The sequence below is a fragment of the Mucilaginibacter sp. P5_A6 genome (assembly GCF_056400585.1).
This window is the reverse complement of record NZ_JBFUKZ010000007.1, coordinates 49,062-72,757: the sequence shown is the minus strand read 5'-3', so window position 1 is coordinate 72,757 and position 23,696 is coordinate 49,062. Positions and strand designations below refer to the sequence as shown.

Here is a 23,696-nt window from a genome sequence, read left to right as displayed (position 1 = left end):
CTTAGTCCTTTATCTTAGTCTTTAGTCCTTTCTATTTTACTGCCGACCTTTTCTTTTCAAATACCTTAGTAATTTCTGGTAGTGATAACGCATTTAAACACATTTCCTTATATAAGCCACCTTTACGGGCGGCTAAAACGCCATAATGCATATCCAGGTGGCCTTCCAAACGGTGGGCATCGGGGTTTATAGACAGCCAAACGCCCTTCTCCAAGGCATATTGATGCCAGCGCCAGTCAAGATCAAGCCTCAACGGGTTGGCATTTATTTCAATTACTACATTGTTTGCTGCGCATGCATCTATTACTTTTTTATGGTTAATAGGGTAGCCGCCACGGCTTAGCAACAGCCGCCCGGTTGGATGGCCCAGTATAGTAGTGTACGGATTTTCGATAGCGGCGATCAACCTCGATGTAGCTTTATCTTCACTCATTTTAAGAATAGAGTGAACCGATGCCACTATAAAATCAAACTTTTGCAATATCTCATCGGGGTAATCCAGTGAGCCATCATATAATATATCCGATTCGATACCTTTAAAAATATGAAAGTCATTAAGTTTTTTGTTCAGGTGATCAATTTCCTCCTGTTGTTGTAATACCCTTTCAATACTCAGTCCTTTGGCGTAAAAAGCGCTTTTGCTATGGTCGCACATGCCCAGGTATTCCAGTTTCAGGTTGTCCCTACAATAAAGGGCCATTTCTTCAACTGTGTTTACACCATCGCTCCATGTACTGTGGTTATGTAAACTGCCTTTTAAATCATGTGTAATAATAAGCGTTGGCAGCTCATGCTTTTCAGCTTTTTCAAAAAAGGTTGTACCCTCCCGCAATTCGGGCTGTATCCAGGCTAAGCCCGCTTTGGTGTATATCAATTCCTCGGTTTCGGGTTGGTCAAGCGGACTATTAATGCGATCGAGAACAGCCTGTACATGGTCGTCGGTACCGGTATTCCTAAACAATTCAAGGTAATAATCTCCCTTATCCACGCAAACTATATCAACCAGCAAACCATTTTTCAACTCGCCCGAAATATGATTTTCATTCTGTGTTACATTTTGCAATATCTCCGATTCTAAAAAAGTGTTATAAGCAATTTCCTGGTCAATGCTGCCTATCACAATCACGATCTCGGTAATAATATCATTCAATCTGCGAAACTCACCTGCAAAATGCTTCAGTGCATCAGGAAATACAGCTTTCACCATATCCATCAGTTCATTGGCTTCTTTCTCCACCTGCGCAAACAGGAACTTGCCATTGCTGGCCATCCTAAATTCGATTGCTTTGCGAATCTCTTCCTGCGTTTTCAATCCAAAACCTTTGGCCTCTATCAGGCGGTTTTCGTTACAGGCATAAAAAAGTTCACCGGTGTTCTCAATTCCCAGTTCCTTCCAAATGATTACCACTTTTTTGGGGCCAATGCCTTTAATGTGCATCATTTCCACCACACCTTCGGGGGTTTTGGCCAGTAATTCGTCCATCTCGGCTATAGTGCCGGTTTCAAAAAGTTCAATAATCTTTCCTGCTATGCTTTTGCCAATGCCATCTACTTTTTCCAGTTGCTCCAACGTTTTACCAGCGATAGAGAAAGGCAGTTTATCAACTTTAAAGGCGGCATTAGCTATCGACTTAATTTTAAAGGGATTAACCTCATGCAGTTCCATGAGTTGCGATAGTAAACGAAGCGCGCGGGCTATGGGTTTGTTTTCCATTGTGAAATTGAAGCTGTAAAAGTACAAAAAGCCATTGTAAAGACAGTGTAGCAGGAGTGTTTGTTTTGAGAGGGAGGTGTTTTTTAAGGATTACGGAAACAAGGTGTAAAAGAAGGATTAATGCGTAAGCATAAAGAAATTGCCTAATTTTATATAAAAAATATCATGCCCGATTATAACCAAATCCTTTACGCCACCGAAGTTCATTCTGTTGAGGAGATCCGGAAATATTTTGGCGACGGTGGCAGCCCTAATGAAGTTCATGATGGCATGCCACTATTTACTACCATGGTCGAGATGTATTATCGCAGCCATAAGTTTAAAGATTGCATAAGGGCTTTTATTGACGCCGGGCTGGAGTTTGAGGATAAGGCACTGCTGGCTGTGTTAGCTCACGATGCAGAAAGGTTAAAAGCCTGCATTAGCGATGAGCCTGCTATTGTTTTTAAAACGTACTCTTCATATAATAATGCCTATACTCCGTTAACTGGCGGAACCCTCATGCATTTTTGTGCCGAGTACAACAGCCTTGCTTGTGCCGAAGTGCTTTTACAAAACGGTGCTGATGTAAACGCGAAAGCGGCCATTGACGAATATGGCTTTGGCGGACATACGCCAATCTTTCATACAGTAAATCAAAATGGAAACAGCTCCATCGATATGCTTCACTTTCTGTTACAAAACGGGGCAGAGTTATTAATTACGGTTAAAGGCCTCATCTGGGGCAAAGGTTACGAATGGGAAACACTTATGCCTGCCATTAATCCTATAAGTTATGCTATGATGGGCTCATTACCCCAGGTACACCGGAAAGAAAAAACGGTAATGGAAGTTGTTACCTTATTAATAAAGCATGCTTTTGCGATTGACTATACGCCTAAGAATGTACCGAATGCTTATTTGAAATGATTTGGTAGTTATAGAAGGCGCTGAGACACAAGTCAATCCGCCTTTATGGCCTTAGTTTAGCTGGCCTCTTAAATATTTAGTGTATCTGATAGCTTCCTGTTCAGATAAATGTTGGCCATCAAATGTATCAACATAATCCCAGTCTGGAATCTGAATATATTTATATTCAGATTTTGGAAAGGTTGAATAAAATTGTTTTCTGATAAAAACCATCAGTGGCAGGTTTTCAAGATGCTTATCAATTGGCATTTCAAAAAATATTAATTTTACCCCTCCTTTTTTCAATTGATCTGTATACTTTTTAAGCTCAGTGAAGTTATAATTTACCTCTTCGTTTTTAGGCAAGTGAAAAAATGAAAGGTAAGCTTCCTGTACCATTTTATTTGAAAGTACTGTCGAGCTGTTGTTTTTCTTAGGCTCTGCATTTATTATTTTCTTTTTTTTACCAAACTTAATTTCCCTGATATAATCTTTTGTAGCATAAATACTATTGGTGATAATTTTACCGCAAACCTCAATCGGTTCTTTGTCACCCCGTAATGCTTGAATTTTCATTTTTGGATAATATGTTAACGGAGAAAACAGAGATGAAGTAAAGTTTTTATTTTCTCTTCTAAAAACCAGGTTCATTTCAATTAATACCGCTTTGGGTAAGGCTTTTTTATGGGTTAACAGGCTAAGGCCATCATAAATACTTAGTCCGCCAAAGGCCAGGTTATAGGCACCGGGCAAGCTATCCTGTGCAATTCTTGCGGATAAAGACGAGCCAACAATAACATAGTTAAACGTTGATTCTTGATTGTATATAAAATTTTGAGCTTTCACAATATTTTGCTGCTCGGTATTTTGGGTTGCGTACCACCAGGTTGGGGCTATCCAGGCTACAAAAGCGCAATAGGTAACAAGAAATATTATAGAAAAAAAGACAGCTTTTTTTATCATGCCGTTAAAACTGAAAGTAGATGAATGGACTTACAGGGCCGCTGTTTAAAATAATTAAAAAAATCATTATTGCATATAATACGTAGTTGTATTTCATAAAATATGTAAATAGTGGTTTGTGTTTGTTTATATAAAACAGATGATACAAAAAAACCGGGCTCGAATAAAGGATGATATAAACTATTGAAGGATCTATTGTCAGTGTATTATTGTTTATAATAGATTTTAAATATATGATCACATTCTTAAAATCAGGCAATTTAAAAAGAAGCCAGGCCAGGGTTACGTAACTAAAAACTAAAAGTCTTTTTAAATACTTAATTACCTGGTATTTTTTCGTCAACCCCTTTCTGGTAAATGCCCTTTCAACTACTAAAGCCAAACCATGCATGCACCCCCACACGGCATAACTCCAGGCTGCGCCATGCCAAAGGCCGCCCAAAATCATTACAATCATTAAATTGATATAGGTGCGGATTTTACCTTTCCTGTTTCCTCCTAATGGAAAATAAAGGTATTCCATTAAAAATGATGACAATGAAATATTCCACCTTTTCCAAAACTCTTTAAAAGACGTTGAAATATATGGGAAATTAAAATTATCCATAAATCTGTACCCAAAGAGCCCGGCTAATCCTATCGCTATTAACGAATACCCTGCAAAATCTGCAAAAATCTGACACGAAAAACCGATAAGTAGCATTATTAACTTGAATGAGGAGCTACCAAGAAAATAAGGATAAGTCATCCAGAAAGTGAAGTTGCTTAAGTTATCGGCCACTACCATTTTTAAAAAATAACCCACAACTATTTTTTTAAAAACCTTTTGCCAATCTATCCCGGCCAAATTTTTCTCCCTTATTTGAGGTATAAAATCATGCGCCTTTACAATTGGTCCCGAGATTAGCTGAGGAAAAAAACCTTTAAAAAACAAAATGCGCTCTGAATGTTTTATGAAAGATCGAGGAACAATATCTTTTCCATCAATATACTTTTCAGTATAAACATCTACTATTAAACTTATTCCCTGAAATGTAAAGAATGATATTCCGATTGGTAAAGGGATTGTTAGTAAAAAATCATTAAATGATGTTGAACTCTTTACAAATGCATGGTAAAAAAGTGAGCTGTACTTAAAAAATACTAGTATAGCCAGATTTAATACAACACCGGCAATAGCGACTTTCTTTCGGTATGTCGGGTTACCATAAACAACTAAATAACTTGATATTATATTGATACTTACAGACAGTAATAACAATAAAACCAATACGGGTTGATTAAAAGCATAAAATATAAGACTTGAAACTATCAGAATTGGAACTTGAAACTTAGAAAAAAGCGGGATATAATAAAGTAAAAAAGTTATACCTACTAATATTAAAAATGGGTAACTATTAAAAAGCATCTAATAATTTAAAAGTAAATTTCGAGGAGAAAATATTATTCTTCGTAATAACGAAGATAGAAAGATTTGCCGATCATACTATTACGCAAACATCAACAGGACTTTTTTATTTAACTAATATTCATATTTACTCATTTTAAGTCTATCGCGTGTATTTCACCGTACTCTTAAAATAAAGAAAGCCGCCAAAAAGGCAGCTTCTGTCAAAATATAAAATAAAACTTACTTGATCACAATATCATAAGGCAACCTTGCCTGCGGGGTGCGCATCATTTGCGTAATGCCTTTTATTTGCTGATAAACACGATAGTTATCACCCAATTCTGATTGCATCATTTTGGTTTTCATTTGACTTGTTACATCACCATCCAGTTGTTTAAAAAAGCTTTTTTGCTCGGGATAGCTAACCAGCTTGTAGTTTTTAAGTTTGGCCTTTTTAGCTGCCGATGCAATGGCATCGCGGATATTACCCAGGCGGTCAACCAGGCCAAGTTTTACGGCCTGGGTACCAGTCCACACGCGGCCCTGGCCAATGCTGTTAATGTAAGCCTGTGTTTTACCACGGCCGGCGGCTACTGCTTTGGTAAAATCGTCATAACCGTGATTTACACTGTTTTGCAAAATGGCTCTTTCTTCGGCGCTTAATGGACGGCTGATATCGCCCAGATCGGCGTATTTACCGGTTTTTACACCATCAAAAGTAACACCCAGTTTATCATTAAACAGCTTTTGCATGTTGGGCAATATGGCAAAAATACCTATCGACCCGGTTATGGTGTTCGGTTCGGCAATAATTGAATCCGCGGCGCAGCTAATATAATAACCGCCCGATGCTGCATAATCGCCCATAGAAACAATGATAGGTTTTACCTTTTTTGTCATTGCCACTTCGCGCCAGATCACATCGGATGCCAACGAACTGCCACCCGGCGAATTTACGCGGAGTACAACGGCTTTTACTTTATTATCTAACCGTACTTTGCGAATTGCTTTCGAGATTCTTTCAGATCCTATGCTGTTATCGTCGCCTTCGCCACCGGATATTTCACCATTAGCGTAAACAATGGCAATACGGTTGTTTGAATCACCATCATCTCCCTTGTCATCACTGTTGCTTTTGGTGTATTCATCAAGATCAACGCTGGCAAGGTTGCTTTTTGAACCAGTTCCTGTACGGTGTTTCAACTCATCCAATAGTTCATCCTTGTATTTCAAGCCGTCAATCAGCTTTAATTTTAAAGCATCCTCAGGAAACTGAATACGGCCGTTGTTTGCATAATTAAATAACGAATCTTTGTTAATTCCCCTGCTTTTGCTGATGCCGGTTAAAAAATGATCATATAACGAACCTAAATAGGAGGTAACCTGTAAGCGGTTAGGGTCGCTCATTTTGGTAAGCACTAAAGGTTCAACTGCACTTTTGTATGTTCCAACCTTAATAACCTGCACATCAATGCCCAGTTTATCAAATGCCCCCTTTAAAAAGGTCACTTGTTGGCTAAAGCCGGTAAATTCAAAAAAACCTTTAGGGTTCATGTAAACCTTATCGGCTACGGATGCCAGGTAATAAAATCCCTGGGTATAAATTTCGGAGTAGGCTACAACGAACTTCCCTGATTTTTTAAAGTTGATTAAGGCATTGCGAATCTCTTCGGTAGTAGCCTGGCCCGATGTCATATAGCTTTCATCAAGAAAAATGCCTTTGATGTTTTTGTCGGTTTTTGCTTTTTTTATATTCGCCAAAATATCATTCAGACCGATTGATTTTTCGCTGTTCAATCCTAAAAAGCTTAGTCCGGCCAGGGGATTATTGGGTGTACGCTCGGTAATAGCAGTAGTAAAAGCCATGTGTAGCACCGAATTTGATTCAACATCTACCGTTTTTTCACTTCCTGCGGCTACCACCAAACCTACAACTACAAAAGCCAGAATCACTGTTACTAAAAATACCCCGAACATGGTGGCCAGAACGAATTTGAAGAATTGTTTCATTAATGTTATAAATCTTTTTAACTATGCAAACTTAGTAATTCAATACCGTATAATGTTAAGAGCCTGTTCTATAATATTTGTTACAACATGATTGATGTTTTTTTACTTTTGGGCAGCAACCTTGGCGACAGAAAACTGTTTCTGCAACAGGCTATTGAGCATATCGAAGCAGAAGTTGCACCCATTTTGCAGGTATCTGCTGTATACCAAACACAATCATGGGGTAAAACCGATGCGCCCGATTATTTAAACCAGGTACTGCTTTTACAAACAGAAATGCCTGCTCAAATGGTGTTGCAAAAAATTTTAGGCATCGAACTTTTACTGGGCCGCAGGCGCGAGGTAAAATGGGGATCGCGTACGATAGATATTGATATTTTGTTTTACGGCGATACTATAATAGATGAGCCGGATTTGAAGGTTCCTCATCCCGAACTACATAAACGCAGGTTTACCTTAGAGCCATTAGCCCAGATAGCTCCTGATTTTATACACCCGTTGATGAAAAAAAATATTTTACAATTAAAAAGCGAACTTAAAGACGAGTTGATCGTAAAAAAAGTATAATTTTGAATATACATAAATCTATATATGTCAGATATATTACCCGAGCAAGACTTTGATCTTTCCTTTTTGTATGAGATTGCCGACGGCAGCGATGAATTTATTGTTGAATCTATTGGTATGTTTTTGGAGCAAACTCCATTGTTACTTGGTAATATCAGTAATGCGCTTGATTCTGGTGACTGGGCAGAAGCAGGTAAAGCATCGCACAAGCTAAAACCTAATCTTGGTTTTTTTGGTATGCCTATAAGCCAGGCTACCATACAGGAAGTTGAGTTGGCCTGTAAGGCCGGAGGGCAAAATCCAACCGAGATTTTTGCAAAATTTAACCAGGTAAAAGCAACAGTTAACGCCAACCTTGTTACACTGAAACAAATTAAGGAAGAAAAGGAAGCAAGCCTTTAAGAGCTGAAAGCTCAAAGGCGAAGGCTAAAAGCTTTAGATACGAGCATAAAAGCAAAAAGGCGACCATTATGGTTGCCTTTTTGCTTTTATAATTTTATAGCATCACAAATAGCTTTTGCTATTCGATCATTATCCGAAATATGTTGGCTTTTTGCTTTAAGCCTTCTGCTTTAGGCTATCTCTACCACCTTAAAAGTGTAGCTCTCCATAATCAGGTTAGCTAACAGGTTTTTGCAGGCTTCGTCTACTTTGCTATGCGCGGTTTCGGCGTTGGCGGCTTCAATTTCAAGGGTGATGTGTTTGCCTATGCGTACATTTTGAATTTCGGCTAAACCAAGGTTTTTCATGCTTCCGGTTACTGCTTTTCCCTGAGGATCAAGTATTTCTTTTTTTGGCATTACGTCAATTTCAGCCTGGAACTTTGTCATTTGTGATTTTTGTTTGAATTAAAGATAAAGTGATGTAAATAAATATAACCACCGGAACTGCCACAAATTTAAAAAATAGTATCAGTATTGCCGAAAACAAGAGCAGTAAATAACGGAAAATGTTTTTATTGAAATCTCGGTTCTTGAATTTGAGCGACATAAGCGGTAATTCAGAAACCAGCAGAGTACACATTATAATTATAAGAACTGTTAATACGTATGGGTTTAAAATGTAGCGGGCCAAAACCTCGTACTGCTCAATAATTAAAGGCAACGAAGCAATAAATATCGCATTGGCCGGTGTTGGTAAACCAATAAAACTATCCGATTGCCGGGTGTCGTTATTGAATTTAGCCAGGCGTAAGGCCGAGAAAACGGTTATGGAGAAAGCAATGTAGCATAAATAATCACTTACATGATTAATTTGCGGGGCTTTTAAAAATAACTCGTATAATATGGCCGACGGCAAGAAGCCAAAGCTCACCATATCGGCCAGCGAATCAAGGTCTTTACCTATAAACGAGTAGGAGTTAAGCACACGGGACGCAAAGCCGTCAAAAAAGTCAAAAATTGCTGCTAAGAAAATTGCATAGGATGCAATTAATAAGTTACCCTGAAAGGCAAATACTATTCCTATACAACCGCTGAATAAGTTGGCACAGGTTATAGTATTAGGTAGATGTTTTCTAACGCGTCTCTTCATTTCGGTATGAAGTTATCAGGATTTTATTAAGTAAAAATGAAGTTACAAATAATATTTACATTAAATATAACTTCATTATCACTAAAATATTACGAATTCATCGAAATCAGAAATTCTTCGTTGGTTTTTGTACCTCTTATCTGGGCCTGTAAAAACTCCATTGATTCCTGTGAGTTCATGTCGGCCAGGTGGTTACGCAAAATCCAGATACGTTGCAGTGTGTCGCGATCAAGTAACAGGTCGTCGCGGCGTGTACTAGATGCAGTAATATCAATGGCCGGGAAGATACGTTTATTTGATAATTTACGATCAAGCTGTAACTCCATGTTGCCGGTACCTTTAAACTCTTCAAAGATAACTTCATCCATTTTTGAACCGGTTTCTGTTAACGCGGTAGCAATGATGGTTAATGAACCGCCATCCTCAATATTACGGGCGGCACCAAAAAAACGTTTGGGTTTGTGCAGTGCGTTAGCATCAACACCACCCGATAATATTTTGCCCGATGCCGGTGCTACAGTATTGTAAGCACGTGCAAGGCGGGTGATTGAATCCAAAAGGATCACCACATCATGGCCGCACTCCACCATACGTTTAGCTTTCTCTAAAACAATGTTGGCAATTTTTACGTGGCGTTCTGCTGGCTCATCAAACGTTGATGATACTACCTCGGCGCGTACGCTGCGGGCCATATCAGTTACCTCCTCAGGGCGTTCGTCTATCAGTAATATAATAAGGTATACTTCGGGGTGGTTACGGGCAATGGCGTTGGCCACGTCCTTTAACAACATAGTTTTACCGGTTTTTGGCTGTGCCACAATTAAACCGCGCTGACCTTTACCTATAGGCGAAAACAGGTCCATAATACGGGTTGAATAATTACCCGGATCTGTAAACAGGCTTAACTTCTCAGAAGGGAAAAGCGGTGTTAAGTGATCAAAAGGAACCCGGTCGCGAACTTCGGCAGGGATGCGGCCGTTAATGGCTTCAACCCGTACCAAAGGAAAATATTTTTCGCCTTCTTTAGGCGGGCGGATGCTGCCGCGAACCGTATCACCGGTTTTTAAGCCAAATAATTTTATTTGCGATTGTGATACATAAATATCATCCGGCGAGGTAAGGTAGTTATAGTCTGATGATCTTAGGAAACCGTAACCATCGGGCATAATTTCCAATACACCTTCGTTTACAATAACATTATCAAAATCAAGGTTAATAGCAGGCTCCTGCGCCTTTTGCTGATTAGGGTTCCCATTAGCGCGCCTGTCAAATTTCTGCGGACGCACCTCTGCAGATGGCGCCTCAGCTTTTGGCGCTGCTTCACCTGGTTGATTTTCAGAAGCCTCGATTGTAACAGGAGCAGCTGCCGGGATGTCATTCTGAGCATCTTCGTTATTCTGCTGATCATCCTCTTCCTGGTCAAACAGGTTGGTATCATCCAAAGGTACTTCAACACGGGGCTGAGTTTTTGGTTTTAGCACACGGGTACGTTTGCGGGCTTTTTCACTTGCGGTTTCGGCCGCTGGTTCAGCTGTAATTGGTGAATAATTTTGTTCAACAATGTTTTGTTGCGCCCTGGCGGCCTCAATTAATTGTTGTTGTTCAATAATACGGGCTATTAGCAAGGCTTTGCGTAGTTCGTCGGCCTCGGCAATACCTAAATTTTTTGCAATATCGCGCAACTCAGAAACGAGTTTGTCGTTCAATTCGATTTTATCAGACATGATATGAATTATAGTTCAAAAGGGATTTTTAATATTGTAATTAGTTTTCAAACGGTAATAAGGTTTCCACGTGCATTAAAATTTTTGTGTACACAAAGGCCTTATTGTAAATAATTGATCTTGAAACATTGATTAAGTAAACATCCAAACCCAGTCAAAGTATTAACAAATAAATATCGTGGGTTTTTAAATTGTTTCTTTAGTGCAAGAAAAATTCAAAGGAAAACAATGCAATTGTAAACAAATATTCTTTAATTTCAAATTAATTAAATAAATATCTCGTCGGCTGCGATGTTTAAGCTAAATTTTTAGTTTTTTTGACAATCAGAACATTTTAACACCCTTCCGATGATATCCCGCAAGCAGTTAATAGACCAAATAAAGCAAAAGAAGTCCTTTTTATGTGTGGGCCTTGATACAGATATTGATAAGATCCCTGAGTTTTTAAAGGAATATCCCGATCCTGTACTGGAATTCAATAAACGCATCATTGATGCTACCAGGGATTTGTGTATATCCTATAAACCCAATGCGGCTTTTTACGAAGCACGCGGTATTAAAGGTTTGCAAAGTCTGATTGATACCTGGAAATACCTGCCAGCCAATACCTTAAATATAATAGATGCCAAAAGAGGCGATATCGGTAATACGTCCGATAAATATGCCAAAGCCTTTTTTGACCAAAATGCATCTGGAATGAGCTTTGATGCAATTACTATTACACCATATATGGGTAATGACAGTGTAACGCCTTACCTGGCCTATGAAGGTAAATGGATAATTATACTGGCGCTTACTTCATCGGTAGGCAGTAAAGATTTTCAATACCTCCAAACCAGCGACGGCTTGCTGTATGAAACAGTGATTCAAAAAGCTAATACCTGGGCCGGTGCAGATAGGATCATGTACGTAGTAGGGGCTACTAAAAGTACCGAGTTTACCAATATTCGCAAATACGCACCCGATAACTTCCTGCTGGTTCCCGGTGTGGGCGCACAAGGGGGGAGCCTGGAAGAGGTATGCAAGTATGGCATCACCAAAGATTGCGGCCTTATAGTAAACGCTTCACGCTCTATAATTTACGCCGGTAACGATGAACACTTTGCCGAAGCCGCGCGTGCCGAAGCCCAAAGCATGCAACGGAAAATGCAGGTAGAGTTGGAGAAAGCAGGGGTGATATAGTTTTTGGAGAGTGTGGAATAAGCCGATTAGCCGGAGTTAATGTTCTGGCAAAAAAGCAGGTACTTGTAACTCCCGGTTATCCAATGTTGGATTTATACTTTTATTAAAATTTATTTTCGACAGTACAGTTTCAAGGGCGGGGAGTGTATTGTTTAAACTTTTTGTTTTGATCAGGAAATTCCATACAGGTTCAAATTTTTTCCATCCTCCCGAGTAAAAAAAATGTTTTAATTTATGAACGTTGGATTCATGCTGCATACTGGCTTTAAATATATTATTCCACCTATAAAATTCTTTATAGGCCCACCAATAGCCATCTTCAAGTTCCTGTGCAGTTAAACCAACGGTTTGGTAAACAACTTTGCGTGTATCGTACAGATCCCAATTTTTAGTGAGTATTCTGCCCTGCCGCTCCATGCTATTAAAAAGTTCTGTGCCGGGGTACGGCGTTAAAACATGATAGGTTGATGTAGTAATTGAATGTTTTACACCCCAGTCAACTGTTCTTTTAAAAACATCCTTATCATCATCGTCTAAACCAAAAACAAAACTCCCGTTTATCATGATCCCCAAACTATGCAGCCGGTTTACGGCCTCTACATAATCTTTTTCAAGGTTTTGCTTTTTGTTGCCTTGTTTTAGGTTTTGGGGCGAAAATGTTTCAAATCCTACAAATAAACTTCTAAGGCCTGCTTCGGCAGCCTTTTCTATAAGGTTGCCTCTAAGCACAGAATCAACAGTTGCTGCGCCCTGAAAAACACGTTTCATGCCTTTCATTCCATCAAAAAGACTACTGGCGAATTTGGCATTTCCCAACAGGTGATCATCCAGAAAATACAGGTGCCTGCCAGGTAGCCTGTCAATTTCGGCCAGTGCATCGTCAACCTCCTGCGTATAAAAGGTACGGCCACCTTCAAAAAATGCGTCCTTATAACAAAAGCTGCAATGATGGGGACAGCCCCGGGTAACCACAATTGAATTGGGCACAAGGTACAAATGCCTCTTGATCAGATCGCGGCGTATAGGCGGAACTTTTTCGAGTGTACGGATGGTGGAATTATAAACCTTTTGTGGGCAGCGGTTCTTAAAATCCAATAAAAACCTCGGAAAAGTGTCTTCACCTGGCCCTGTAAAAATACTATCAGCATGGGGCGTTGCCTCCATAGGTAAGGATGTAACATGGAGGCCGCCCAAAATCACATAAGCTCCTTTCGCCCGGTAATGATCGGCAATTTTATAGGCGCGGTAAGCATTGGTGATATATACCTGGATAATTACCAAATCAGGGTTATCATCCAGGTTAAGTTTTTCAACATGCTGATCTTGCAGGTCTATTTCATCATCTGGCGAAAGGTAAGCTGCAAGAGTTGCCAAACCCAATGGCGGGAACAGCGAATATTTTATCGGTCGCCAAAATGGACTTTCGGCTTCTGTTAAGGCAGGGAGTATCATTTTAACTTTCATGAATAATTTATTAAAAGTACTTTGAATAACAAAGTAAATGAATAAATTTAATTATTGCAAATAATTAATTGAACAGTTAATTGGGTTTGAAATAGTTAGTATAATAATTGACCGGGCGAGTCTGGATTTACATATTGTAATATTTCTATTGTGAGCGCTTAAATTCTCATAAATCCTGGTACTAATTGTTAAATTACAGGCTTTATTCATCATATCCGTCTATGAAAAGAGCCTTCTTATCCCTTATTGCGATATCCGTTTCCCTGTATGTAAGCGGCCAGCAGGAAAAAAAGACTTTAAAACCGATTGACATCAACCGTATTCCTACACTTTCCGATCCTCAGCTTTCGCCGGATGGTAAATGGGTAGCCTATAGTGTATCGGAAGTTGATACAGCAAAGGATAAGCGCGTATCGCACCTGTGGATGCAAAGCTGGGATGGCAAAGAATCTATCGAACTAACACACGGTGCCGAAGCTGCTTCATCGCCAAGATGGTCGCCCGATGGAAAATATTTATCATTTCTTTCATCGCGCGATTCAAAGAATGGGGCACAGGTTTGGCTGATCGATCGCCGGGGTGGAGAGGGCGTTAAACTTACAGATATTAAAGGTAACCTGGACGATTATTCATGGTCGCCTGATAGTAAAAAACTGGTAATTGTAATTGGCGACCCTGCAAATAAGGGTAAAGAAGCACCTAAAACACCAAAGCCGATAGTAATAGACCGTTACCATTTTAAGCAGGATATTGAGGGTTACCTGCAGCACCTGTACAAGCATTTGTACCTGCTTGATGTAGCCACCAAAAGGCTGGATACCCTTACCAAAGGTGATAAGGACGAAGCTTCGCCGGTATGGTCGCCTGATAGTAAAACAATCGCATTTGTAAGTAATCGCAGTATCGATCCCGATAAAAATGAGAACACCGATATTTTCACCATAGACGCCAGGCCTAACGCCAGCATGCTCCAGGTAACTACCTGGAAGGGCCCCGACAGGAACCCGCAGTGGAGCCCGGATGGTAAACTGATCTCGTACCTGCGCTCAACCAGCGATGCTGATTATATGATGTATGATCAGAATGTGTTGTGTACAATGGATGTGGTTGGTTCAAACAAAAAGGTATTAACCCTGCAGCTCGACCGCCCGGTTGGTAACCAAATTTGGGCTAAGGATAGTAAAAGTATTTGGTTTATAGTGGCCGACGACCGCGAGCGCTATGTGGCCGGTGTAAGCGTAAACAATGGTAAAATTACCACCATAAATAAAGGTGAATACGGCATTACTGATATTGGCACAAATGCCACGGGCAACTGGGTAGTACAAAAAAGTGATCCGTATACTCCGGCTGAATTATTTGCTTTGGAAGGCGGTAAGTTGCGCAGGCTTACATTTCATCAGCAGGCATGGTTAAATACAGTTAAACTGGCACATGTAGAAGGTTTTGAATCAACCAGTATTGATAGTACACAGGTTTCGGGCATTATTTTAACTCCTGACAGCAACGCCAAAAAGCTGCCATTGATCTTATTTATTCACGGCGGACCAGTAGGCCAAGATGAATACACCTTTGATGCAACCAGGCAGGTTTTGGCTGGTGCAGGATACGCTGTGGTAGCTGTAAATTACCGTGGCAGTAATGGCCGGGGATTAGACTATTGTAAAGCCATTTATGCCGATTGGGGTAATAAGGAAGTTAAGGACCTGCTTGGCGCCGTTGATAAACTGGAAAAACTGGGCATAGCCGATCCCGACCATTTGGGTATAGGCGGATGGAGTTACGGAGGTATTCTTACCGATTATACCATAGCAACCGATACCCGTTTCAAAGCTGCTGCCAGTGGTGCGGGCAGTGCATTGCAGCTATCGGTTTATGGCAGCGATCAGTATGTGTTGCAATATGAAAACGAACTGGGTGTGCCCTGGAAAAACGCCGATAAATGGATCCAGCTATCATATCCGTTCTTCCATGCTGATAAAATAAAAACGCCGGTATTGTATATGTCTGGACTGAGGGATTTTAATGTACCCACCATCGGTAGCGAGCAAATGTATCAGGCCCTTAAATCGCAGGGGATACCTACCGAGCTGATACTTTATCCTGATTCATTCCATGGCATCACTAAGCCAAGTTACCAGGCCGACAGGTTGCAGAGGTATGTGGAGTGGTATGATAAGTATTTGAAGAAGTAATATATCAGGTAGCCAGTAATGAGGCGTTTTGATAGGCCATTTTAAGAGCAATTGATTTTAGTAATTATGAATAAACATATACTCCTTATCATTACCGCGTTTGTTTTTACCGGTGCTGTTGCTCAAACGGCAAAACGCTCCTTAAAACCTTCGGATGTAAATATCATCCCTACACTATCAGATCCACAGTTGTCGCCAGATGGTAGATGGCTGGTTTATAGCCTGTCAGAAGTAGATACAGTTAAGGATAACCGGGTATCGCACCTGTGGATGCAGAGCTTTGATGGTAAGCAATCCATTCAGCTTACTTACGGAGGCGAGCCGGCTTCGTCGCCTAAATGGACACCGGATGGTAAATCCCTGTCGTTCATATCGGAGCGGGACTCCAAAAATGGCGGCCAGGTTTGGATCATGGATCGGAGAGGAGGCGAGGGACACAAGCTAACCGATATTAAAAAAGGTGGCCTGGAAGATTACGCATGGTCGCCGGATAGTAAAAAACTGGTGCTGGTGATAAAAGATCCCGAAAATGATGGTAAGAAGCCCAAAACAACCCCACCTATAAAGATAGACCGCTACCACTTTAAGCAGGATATTGAAGGCTACCTGCAGCACCTGCACACGCATTTGTACCTGTATGATATTGATAAAAAAAAGCTTGATACGCTAACAACAGGCGATAGGGACGATGAATCGCCGGTATGGAGCCCCGATGGTAAAACTATTGCATTTGTGAGTAACCGTACCAACGACCCTGATAAGAACGAAAATTTGGACATTTTTACGGTAGAGGCCAAAGATGATGGTGAGATCAATCAACTTACCACCTTTACCGGGCACGATATTGCCCCGCTCTGGAGCCCGGATGGTAAGCACATCGCCTACCTGAGGTCGACCAGCGATGCCAGTTATTATATATACCAGCACGATGTTTTATGTATAATGGATGCCGATGGTAAAAACAACAAGGTGCTTACCGAAGCACTCGACCGCCCGGTAAGCAATCATGCCTGGAGCCGGGATAGCAGGAACATAGTTTACCTGGTAAGCAGCGACCGCATCCGCTACATTGCGCAATATAACCTGCTGCTCCGCAAATCAACTACAGTTTATAAAGGCGCCGAATGTAGTTTTGAAAGCCTGTTAGGCCATTCGCCGGGTGTTTGGATAGCCAAAATGACTACGCCCTATATGCCGCATGAGCTGGTAGCTATCGAGAATGGCAAGATCAGGCGGCTTACTTTTCACCAGGACAAATGGTCGAGTACCGTTAAGTTGGCGCATGTAAAAGGTTTCCAGTCGTTTAGCAGCGATGGTACGCTGGTTTCGGGCATATTGTATACGCCGGATACAGTAACTAAAAAGCTGCCTTTTATCCTGTATATCCACGGCGGACCAACAGACCAGGACGAATTTGAGTTTGACATGATAAGGCAAACCCTTGCATCGGCAGGTTATGCGGTGGCTGCCGTTAACTACCGTGGTAGCACCGGCAGAGGCCTTGATTATACCAAAGCCATTTATGCCGATTGGGGTAATAAAGAGGTGCACGACCTGTTAGGAGCCGTTGACGAGCTGGTGAAAACCGGTGTAGCCGATAAAGACCACTTAGGCATTGGCGGCTGGAGCTATGGCGGAGTTCTTACCGATTACACTATAGCTACCGATACCCGTTTCAAAGCCGCATCCAGCGGGGCGGGCAGCGCTTTGCAATTAGCCATCTACGGATCAGACCAATGGGTGGTACAATATGATAATGAGCTGGGTTTCCCATGGAAAAACCCCGAGAAATATATCAGGCTATCGTACCCCTTTTTTCATGCCGATAAAATTAAAACGCCTACGCAGTTCATGTCGGGCTTAAAGGATTTTAACGTGCCAACCGGTGGCGGCGAGCAAATGTACCAGGCCCTGAAATCACAGGGCGTACCTACGCAAATGGTGCTTTACCCGGGCCAGTTTCATGGTATAAGTGTGCCAAGTTACCAGGTGGATAGGTTGCTGCGGTATATCGATTGGTATGATAAGTACCTGAAATAATTGCCCGCAGGTGTTCCATCGGAACGGTGGAACGCTGCGGAATGGGTGGAACGCCATTTGTGCTGATAGTCAACAGTTTAACGTTTTGTGAGAACAGGGGTGGAACACCTTTGTGTCTGATAATCAGTTAGTTGATTTTTAAGGAAATAATAGGTTCTTCGCTTTATCACGTTAAAAGGGATAAAAATCAAGAGTGGGTTCTCCGTAACTAATATTAGATTAACATCTGCAAAAATCAAGAAAAATCAAGAAATATATAAATCACATCAGGGATAATTTATTTATGGAATGGGAGGTATATTTAAAAGCTATTTTAAAATAGATGAGTAGGCCGTCATTGCGAGGAACGAAGCAATCCCCGATTTACAGAGTAGCTGTGCAAATCCGATCTGTATTTTGGGGATTGCTTCGTCGTACCTCCTACCCATGACAAGTTGGAGAATCCCAGACTTACGAAGTTTTAAAAACTTCGTAAGTCTTTCGCCGATTTGTCATTTCCCCTTCAGAGTCCCCGGATTTTAGCTCTCGCAATGACGATCGAGGTGATTGTGGTATCCGTACATGGCATTACCGTTTTTTCCAGCTCCGCTGGTCGGTACAATGACGCGAGGAAGTGTATTCAGCTTCTTAGAAATAAACTTGGTTTTTAGAACTGCTAAGTTTTTAAAACACCACCATCCTGTCCGGATACCGTGAGGCGTAGCTGGATACAATATTTTTGATATAGTCATTCCCGGGATAGGGGGTGAGGTAGTTTTTTAATTGCTGTATATTATCCGCGTCGAAATAATGCGAGATGTAGCCCATGCCATAAAACTGGCCTTTCTCTACCAAAATACAGCTGTGCTCATCGCCTGTGCGGCCTTCATCGCGGATGGCGTAGGTAGGCAGCGCGCGTTTTAGTTCGTCAATAGCGTTATTTACTTTAAGGTTATATTCTTCAACGCTTTCAACACCTTCACAGGCGCATTCACTTCCGGCGGCCCCTGTGCAGGGATTATTGTTGGTTTGGATAAAGCAAAGTTTAGGGCATAAGCCAAAAGCTTCTATGAGCTTGTTAAGCAGGTTATAACCATCAAGCAAGGAGTTGCAGGTATAGATCACATCGCTGAATTTGCGGCGCTTGTCCACAGCCAGGCGGATATACCCCCGCTGATCTTCAAAAGCATACAGGCAATACGCGTTCTCGAAACGTTTTAAAGACCGGTTATATTTTGGCCACAGGCGTTTAATCTCAATGGCTTCCAGCACAAAGGCAATCAGTTCGGTACCGCAAACCTGGTAGCTTACCTGGTAAATGTTGCGCAAAAACTCTTGCCGCTGCAAACCTGGGTTATTACCCGTGAAATGGCTGCTTACGCGTTTCTTTAAGTTTTTTGCCTTGCCAACATAAATAACTTTGCCCTTTTGGTCGTGAAAATAATATACACCGGGTGAAAATGGTAAGGCCTCCACATCCTTTTTAGGCAAATTAGCAGGCAGTACCTGTTCTTTTGAGTTTTGTTTAAGCGCCTGTTTAATATGACCATCGGCATCGCTGTTTAATAACAGTGTGAACAACTCCGAAGTGGCCTCGGCGTCTCCGCCAGCACGGTGGCGGCTTTCGTTATCAATACCCAGGTGTTTGCAAAGCCGTCCCAAACTATAAGAGGGAAGGCCAGGCAATATTTTGCGGCCAAGGCGTACGGTACACAATTTATTACACTGCAGATCATACCCGGCGGCAGCCAGGTGATAGCGTACAAAGGAATAATCAAAATTAACATTATGGGCAACAAATATTTTGCCGTGGATAAGATGGTATACATCGGCAGCCACATCTTCAAAAGGCGGGGCCTGCTGTACCATATCATTGGTGATGCCGGTTAAGGCGCTGATATAGATAGGGATTTCCCGTTGAGGGTTTACCAGGGTTTCAAAACGTTTAACAACCTTTTTACCATCGTGTATGCATATCGCAATTTCTGTTATGCCATTCGCGCTGGCATGCCCCCCGGTAGTCTCAATATCAACAATTGCATACATATTTCAAATGTAATACAAGTTTGCTAATTATTTTAGTGTTATTTAAATTTTTTAGCCCCCTCTAAATCTCCCCCGAAAGGGGAGACTTTTCACAGCCTTATAAGGTCCTCTCCTCTGGGGAGGGTTGAGCATGGCTTCGCCTGCTCACGGTATGCACCTCGGGATTCAGGTAATCTTTTTCAATCAGGCCATCGCGCATGCGCACTATGCGGTGGGCATGCAGGGCTATGTCTTCTTCGTGGGTTACTAAAATGATGGTGTTACCTTTGGCGTGAATATCCTCTATCAGCCCCATAATTTCAATGGATGTTTTGGTATCAAGGTTACCGGTAGGCTCATCGGCCAGTATGATGGATGGGTTATTGATTAATGCCCGGGCAACTGCAACACGCTGGCGCTGACCGCCCGAAAGCTCGTTAGGTTTGTGATCTATACGGTTGCCTAAGCCAACATTTTTTAGCGCGTTGGTGGCACGTTCTGTACGTTTTTCTTTGTTAATACCCGCATAAATTAAAGGCAGGGCAACATTATCAAGCGCGGTGTTACGGGGCAATAAGTTAAATGTCTGGAAAACAAAGCCAATCTCGGAGTTGCGTACTTCGGCCAGCTCATTATCGGTCATGTGGCTCACGTTTATCCCGTTCAGGATGTACTCACCTTTGGTAGGCGTATCCAAACAACCTAAAATATTCATCAGTGTAGATTTACCCGAACCAGACGGACCCATCAAAGCCACAAACTCGCCTTTATTAATAGTTAACGAAACAGATTTAAGGGCGTGTATTACTTCGGTACCTATCACGTACTTACGTCCTATCTCGTTTATGGTAATTAAAGGCTTATCTTTTAATGGCTCCATGAATGTTTTTTTGTTTGGACTATAGATAGGTATGGAATGTTACAATTGAAAGTCAAAATTCAAAATTAAAAAGTCAAAAGCTCTGATGGCTAAAAACACAGCCGCTAAACAAGCATTTTTTAATTTTGACTTTTTAATTTTGAATTATTTCTCTATCACCTTCGCTACTAAAAAATAATCCTCATCGTGCTTAGGCGCATTTTGTAAAGCCTCTTCATGCGTAACAGTTTGTCTCACTACATCTTCACGTAAAATATTTGCGCCATCGGTCATGTAAATCAGGGGCTCCACTCCGGTAGTATCCAGCTCGTTAAGCTTGGCCATAAAATCAAGAATTTTGCTCATGTCTTTAATCATGTCCTGTTTCTCCGTTTCACTAAGTTCCAGGCGTGCCAGGTGGGCAACTTTTTCAACTGTTTCTTTATCTATGGTCATGCCGTTTGTAATTTCTCTTTAATAATAGCGTAAACCTCATCGCGCAGCGCGTCGGCATCATCCAACGTTAAATGGGCTGTTTCAATGGGTTTATGTACAAATATATCACAAATTCCCGGTCTGCTGCCATGTTCTTTCCCGGTATCCCAAAGTACCTTCCAGGTATCAAGCGAGCTGATTGGCAAAATAGGCGCTTTCATTTCAATAGCCAGGCGAAAAGGTCCGTTTTTAAACGACTGTAATCCGGGGGGATAATCTTTGGGGATAGTAGCCTCGGGGAAAATAACTACGCTTACCCCGCTTTTTATACGTTCGGCTGCTGTTTTAAAGGCCCTGAAAGATGACATTTTGCTTTCCCGGTTAACGGTAATATCAATAGTACGAAAGAAATAGCCAAGCACATAGTTGGTCAGTAATTCTTCCTTACCCATAAAACAGATGTTATTTTTTAAGATGGTACTTACCGCAGATACATCAAGGTTTGAGGTATGGTTAGCGCAAATTACGTAAGTTTTTTTCCAGTCCACAGGTTCTTCAAAGGTGGCGCTGTAAAAAATACCTGATATGCCCGAGCTTAAAAATATGATAAGCCGCCTCACCTGGTTAATGTATTTGTACCGCCGCTTTTTTTGTTTGAGCACGTATAACGCCGGGTAGCATAGTGTAAAAAAGAAAGCGATGCTATACCTGTAATAATTGGTATGGATCTTTTTCAGTGTTAATTTCATGTTCACMAAATGTAAAAAAAATAGCTGTTTTTTTGGTAGGTTAAACTTTAGAGCCTGTTTAAAAATAGATAAATAATAGACCGTCATTGCGAGGTACGAAGCAATCCCAAACTATACAGAGCGGATTTGTAAGTTCGACCTTTAAATCGGGGATTGCTTCGTACCTCGCAAAGACGGTCTGTTTATTCATTTAAACAGCCTCACAGTTAACTAATTTGAATGTTCAAGCTTATCTTTAATAATAGCATAAACCTTGTCACGCAGGGTGTCGGCATCGGCTATGGCCAGGCTTGATGTATCAACGGGCTTATGAACATAAAAATGGCAAATGCCCGGTCTGCTGCCATATTTGGTGCCTGTATCCCAAAATATTTTCCATGTGTTTAATGAGCTTACCGGTATAATGGTGATCTTATTTTCGATAGCCAGGCGAAAGGGGCCATTTTTAAATTCGCTCAATTGGGGAGGGTAATCATCCGTTATCATTCCTTCGGGAAATATCACCATTGATATGCCCTCCTGTAGTTTTTCGGCTGCTTTTTTAAACGCCCTGAAAGATGACATTTTACTCTCCCTGTTAACCGGGATATCAACCGAGCGGAAGAACAGGCTGGTTACCAAACCATCTGCTAACTCCTGTTTGCCCATAAAGCTGCAATTGCCGTTAACCAGTATGCACAGGGCCGAAATATCGAGGTTGGAGGTATGATTAGGGCATATGATGTAGGTTTTGCTCCAGTCGATAGGCTCCTCGTAATCAAACTTATAAAATATCCCCACCATTGCCGAACTGATGAAACCCCATACCCGGCGCAGCTTGTTCATGCTGTGGTACCTTGACGGATGTTTAGAAAAGTAATAGAAAAAAGGCCATAATATTAAGTAGGAAAGGGCTACGCTGATCACATATAAATAGACGTGCACTTTTCTCAATATCATTTTCATCGTCATCAAAAATAGAAAAAATCCTTACTTTCGCCCCTATGGAAACTGTTGTTAGTGGCATTCGTTCAACCGGAAATTTGCATTTGGGGAATTATTACGGGGCTTTGCAAAACTTTATAAAAATGCAGAATGAATTTAACTGCTATTTTTTTATTGCCGACCTGCATTCGTTAACCACGCATCCAACACCTGCCAACCTGCACAGTAATGTAAAGCAGGTTTTGGTAGAGTATCTTGCGGCCGGTATCGACCCGGAAAAAGCTACCATCTACGTACAGTCAGATGTGCCCGAAATAGCCGAACTATACCTGTATTTAAACATGAACGCCTACCTTGGCGAGCTGGAACGCAGTACTTCATTTAAAGATAAAGTACGCGCCAATCCCGAGAATGTGAACGCCGGTTTGCTTACCTACCCGGTATTGATGGCGGCAGATATCATTATTCATAAAGCTACAAAAGTGCCTGTTGGTAAGGATCAGGAGCAACACCTGGAAATGGCCCGCACCTTTGGCAACCGGTTTAACCGGCTGTATAACCACGATTATTTTCCCGAGCCTTATGCTTTTAATTATAGCAGCAACCTGGTAAAAATTCCGGGACTTGATGGCAAGGGTAAAATGGGGAAATCAGAAGGGGAGGGGAATGCCGTTTTTCTTGGCGATACGCCCGAAGTTATCAAAAAGAAAGTGATGCGCGCCGTGACTGATTCCGGCCCGACAACAGAAAATCAAAACAAACCACAGGAGATCCAAAACCTGTTCGATCTGATGAAAGTTGTTTCATCGGTGKATACATTGGCTCATTTTGATAACTTATATAACACAATGAGCATCCGCTACGGCGACCTGAAAAAACAATTGGCCGAGGATATGATCATTGCAACAGCACCCATTCGCGATAGGATTAACGCTATAGCCGGTGATGCTGAATATCTGCGTAAAGTAGCCCGCTTAGGCGCTGATAAAGCCCGTGAAAGCGCTTCAAAAACCATAAGGGAGGTAAGGGAAATAATAGGGTTTAAGAATTTTTAA

General features: G+C 41.4%; 20 protein-coding genes. 7 read left to right on the top strand and 13 right to left on the bottom strand.

What is annotated here, in order from left to right:
* Window positions 1-31 precede the first annotated feature (31 nt).
* A complete protein-coding gene (locus AC1DO4_RS09310) occupies window positions 32-1,714 on the bottom strand; it encodes a helix-hairpin-helix domain-containing protein (protein WP_477415091.1) in 1,683 nt (560 codons plus the stop codon).
* A 165-nt stretch (window positions 1,715-1,879) separates the two neighbouring features.
* Here AC1DO4_RS09310 and AC1DO4_RS09305 point away from each other — a divergent pair, with 165 nt between their 5' ends.
* Window positions 1,880-2,623, top strand: coding sequence for an ankyrin repeat domain-containing protein (locus tag AC1DO4_RS09305; protein WP_477415089.1), 744 nt, complete (start codon window positions 1,880-1,882; stop codon window positions 2,621-2,623).
* A gap of 51 nt (window positions 2,624-2,674) precedes the next feature.
* Here AC1DO4_RS09305 and AC1DO4_RS09300 read toward each other — a convergent pair whose 3' ends face one another.
* The 3 genes from AC1DO4_RS09300 to sppA form a co-directional block, all read right to left on the bottom strand.
* Window positions 2,675-3,565, bottom strand: a complete 891-nt coding sequence (locus tag AC1DO4_RS09300) for a hypothetical protein (protein WP_477415087.1) — start codon at window positions 3,563-3,565, stop codon at window positions 2,675-2,677.
* 4 nt (window positions 3,566-3,569) lie between these two features.
* On the bottom strand, window positions 3,570-4,973 hold the full coding sequence (locus AC1DO4_RS09295; RefSeq protein ID WP_477415085.1) for an MBOAT family O-acyltransferase: 1,404 nt from the start codon (window positions 4,971-4,973) through the stop codon (window positions 3,570-3,572).
* Between the two features lie 222 nt (window positions 4,974-5,195).
* Window positions 5,196-6,965, bottom strand: a complete 1,770-nt coding sequence (gene sppA, locus AC1DO4_RS09290) for a signal peptide peptidase SppA (protein WP_477415083.1) — start codon at window positions 6,963-6,965, stop codon at window positions 5,196-5,198.
* A gap of 87 nt (window positions 6,966-7,052) precedes the next feature.
* Here sppA and folK point away from each other — a divergent pair, with 87 nt between their 5' ends.
* Together folK and AC1DO4_RS09280 are read left to right on the top strand one after the other, a co-directional pair.
* Window positions 7,053-7,532, top strand: a complete 480-nt coding sequence (folK, locus tag AC1DO4_RS09285) for a 2-amino-4-hydroxy-6-hydroxymethyldihydropteridine diphosphokinase (protein WP_477415081.1) — start codon at window positions 7,053-7,055, stop codon at window positions 7,530-7,532.
* 24 nt (window positions 7,533-7,556) lie between these two features.
* Window positions 7,557-7,934: an Hpt domain-containing protein gene (locus AC1DO4_RS09280; RefSeq protein ID WP_477409670.1), complete on the top strand. Its 378-nt coding sequence runs from the start codon at window positions 7,557-7,559 to the stop codon at window positions 7,932-7,934.
* A 170-nt stretch (window positions 7,935-8,104) separates the two neighbouring features.
* On the opposite strand, the gene purS is transcribed toward AC1DO4_RS09280, so the two are convergent.
* From purS to rho, 3 genes are all read right to left on the bottom strand, one after another.
* Window positions 8,105-8,362, bottom strand: coding sequence for a phosphoribosylformylglycinamidine synthase subunit PurS (gene purS / locus AC1DO4_RS09275; protein ID WP_477415079.1), 258 nt, complete (start codon window positions 8,360-8,362; stop codon window positions 8,105-8,107).
* Window positions 8,343-9,065: a CDP-diacylglycerol--serine O-phosphatidyltransferase gene (gene pssA, locus AC1DO4_RS09270; protein WP_477408734.1), complete on the bottom strand. Its 723-nt coding sequence runs from the start codon at window positions 9,063-9,065 to the stop codon at window positions 8,343-8,345. Before pssA ends, purS begins: the two co-directional genes overlap by 20 nt.
* 89 nt (window positions 9,066-9,154) lie before the next feature.
* Window positions 9,155-10,789 (bottom strand): transcription termination factor Rho, encoded by a 1,635-nt coding sequence (rho, locus tag AC1DO4_RS09265; protein WP_477415077.1) that lies wholly within the window; start codon window positions 10,787-10,789, stop codon window positions 9,155-9,157.
* Between the two features lie 351 nt (window positions 10,790-11,140).
* On the opposite strand from rho, the gene pyrF reads away from it, so the two are divergent.
* Complete coding sequence (pyrF, locus tag AC1DO4_RS09260) at window positions 11,141-11,971, top strand: orotidine-5'-phosphate decarboxylase (protein ID WP_477415434.1); 831 nt, start codon at window positions 11,141-11,143, stop codon at window positions 11,969-11,971.
* A gap of 36 nt (window positions 11,972-12,007) precedes the next feature.
* Here pyrF and AC1DO4_RS09255 read toward each other — a convergent pair whose 3' ends face one another.
* A complete protein-coding gene (locus AC1DO4_RS09255) occupies window positions 12,008-13,435 on the bottom strand; it encodes a B12-binding domain-containing radical SAM protein (protein WP_477415075.1) in 1,428 nt (475 codons plus the stop codon).
* Between the two features lie 221 nt (window positions 13,436-13,656).
* On the opposite strand from AC1DO4_RS09255, the gene AC1DO4_RS09250 reads away from it, so the two are divergent.
* Together AC1DO4_RS09250 and AC1DO4_RS09245 are read left to right on the top strand one after the other, a co-directional pair.
* Window positions 13,657-15,630: a S9 family peptidase gene (locus tag AC1DO4_RS09250; protein WP_477415073.1), complete on the top strand. Its 1,974-nt coding sequence runs from the start codon at window positions 13,657-13,659 to the stop codon at window positions 15,628-15,630.
* A gap of 66 nt (window positions 15,631-15,696) precedes the next feature.
* On the top strand, window positions 15,697-17,670 hold the full coding sequence (locus AC1DO4_RS09245; protein WP_477415071.1) for a S9 family peptidase: 1,974 nt from the start codon (window positions 15,697-15,699) through the stop codon (window positions 17,668-17,670).
* Window positions 17,671-18,333: 663 nt separating this feature from the next.
* Here AC1DO4_RS09245 and AC1DO4_RS09240 read toward each other — a convergent pair.
* The 5 genes from AC1DO4_RS09240 to AC1DO4_RS09220 form a co-directional block, all read right to left on the bottom strand.
* On the bottom strand, window positions 18,334-19,695 hold the full coding sequence (locus tag AC1DO4_RS09240) for an exonuclease domain-containing protein (protein ID WP_477415069.1): 1,362 nt from the start codon (window positions 19,693-19,695) through the stop codon (window positions 18,334-18,336).
* Between the two features lie 97 nt (window positions 19,696-19,792).
* Window positions 19,793-20,554, bottom strand: coding sequence for an ABC transporter ATP-binding protein (locus AC1DO4_RS09235; RefSeq protein ID WP_477415066.1), 762 nt, complete (start codon window positions 20,552-20,554; stop codon window positions 19,793-19,795).
* Between the two features lie 144 nt (window positions 20,555-20,698).
* Window positions 20,699-20,989, bottom strand: a complete 291-nt coding sequence (gene gatC, locus AC1DO4_RS09230) for an Asp-tRNA(Asn)/Glu-tRNA(Gln) amidotransferase subunit GatC (RefSeq protein ID WP_477415064.1) — start codon at window positions 20,987-20,989, stop codon at window positions 20,699-20,701.
* Window positions 20,986-21,717 carry a lysophospholipid acyltransferase family protein gene (locus tag AC1DO4_RS09225; RefSeq protein ID WP_477415062.1) on the bottom strand — a complete coding sequence of 244 codons (732 nt, stop codon included), beginning with the start codon at window positions 21,715-21,717 and terminating at the stop codon, window positions 20,986-20,988. Before AC1DO4_RS09225 ends, gatC begins: the two co-directional genes overlap by 4 nt.
* Window positions 21,718-21,927: 210 nt before the next feature.
* Window positions 21,928-22,542, bottom strand: coding sequence for a lysophospholipid acyltransferase family protein (locus AC1DO4_RS09220; RefSeq protein ID WP_477415060.1), 615 nt, complete (start codon window positions 22,540-22,542; stop codon window positions 21,928-21,930).
* A 158-nt stretch (window positions 22,543-22,700) separates the two neighbouring features.
* Between AC1DO4_RS09220 and trpS the strand changes: the two genes are divergently transcribed.
* Window positions 22,701-23,696 (top strand): tryptophan--tRNA ligase, encoded by a 996-nt coding sequence (gene trpS, locus AC1DO4_RS09215; protein ID WP_477415058.1) that lies wholly within the window; start codon window positions 22,701-22,703, stop codon window positions 23,694-23,696.

Excerpts from the sequence above, each read along its gene's own strand:
- pssA (WP_477408734.1), bottom strand. The coding sequence starts at position 9,065 with ATGAAGAGACGCGTTAGAAAACATCTACCTAATACTATAACCTGTGCC.
- AC1DO4_RS09310 (WP_477415091.1), bottom strand. The coding sequence starts at position 1,714 with ATGGAAAACAAACCCATAGCCCGCGCGCTTCGTTTACTATCGCAACTC.
- AC1DO4_RS09240 (WP_477415069.1), bottom strand. The coding sequence starts at position 19,695 with ATGTATGCAATTGTTGATATTGAGACTACCGGGGGGCATGCCAGCGCG.
- AC1DO4_RS09245 (WP_477415071.1), top strand. The coding sequence starts at position 15,697 with ATGAATAAACATATACTCCTTATCATTACCGCGTTTGTTTTTACCGGT.
- AC1DO4_RS09280 (WP_477409670.1), top strand. The coding sequence starts at position 7,557 with ATGTCAGATATATTACCCGAGCAAGACTTTGATCTTTCCTTTTTGTAT.
- AC1DO4_RS09300 (WP_477415087.1), bottom strand. The coding sequence starts at position 3,565 with ATGATAAAAAAAGCTGTCTTTTTTTCTATAATATTTCTTGTTACCTAT.
- purS (WP_477415079.1), bottom strand. The coding sequence starts at position 8,362 with ATGACAAAGTTCCAGGCTGAAATTGACGTAATGCCAAAAAAAGAAATA.
- folK (WP_477415081.1), top strand. The coding sequence starts at position 7,053 with ATGATTGATGTTTTTTTACTTTTGGGCAGCAACCTTGGCGACAGAAAA.
- AC1DO4_RS09235 (WP_477415066.1), bottom strand. The coding sequence starts at position 20,554 with ATGGAGCCATTAAAAGATAAGCCTTTAATTACCATAAACGAGATAGGA.
- AC1DO4_RS09225 (WP_477415062.1), bottom strand. The coding sequence starts at position 21,717 with ATGAAATTAACACTGAAAAAGATCCATACCAATTATTACAGGTATAGC.
- AC1DO4_RS09255 (WP_477415075.1), bottom strand. The coding sequence starts at position 13,435 with ATGAAAGTTAAAATGATACTCCCTGCCTTAACAGAAGCCGAAAGTCCA.
- gatC (WP_477415064.1), bottom strand. The coding sequence starts at position 20,989 with ATGACCATAGATAAAGAAACAGTTGAAAAAGTTGCCCACCTGGCACGC.
- AC1DO4_RS09295 (WP_477415085.1), bottom strand. The coding sequence starts at position 4,973 with ATGCTTTTTAATAGTTACCCATTTTTAATATTAGTAGGTATAACTTTT.
- sppA (WP_477415083.1), bottom strand. The coding sequence starts at position 6,965 with ATGAAACAATTCTTCAAATTCGTTCTGGCCACCATGTTCGGGGTATTT.
- AC1DO4_RS09305 (WP_477415089.1), top strand. The coding sequence starts at position 1,880 with ATGCCCGATTATAACCAAATCCTTTACGCCACCGAAGTTCATTCTGTT.
- AC1DO4_RS09250 (WP_477415073.1), top strand. The coding sequence starts at position 13,657 with ATGAAAAGAGCCTTCTTATCCCTTATTGCGATATCCGTTTCCCTGTAT.
- rho (WP_477415077.1), bottom strand. The coding sequence starts at position 10,789 with ATGTCTGATAAAATCGAATTGAACGACAAACTCGTTTCTGAGTTGCGC.
- AC1DO4_RS09220 (WP_477415060.1), bottom strand. The coding sequence starts at position 22,542 with ATGAACAAGCTGCGCCGGGTATGGGGTTTCATCAGTTCGGCAATGGTG.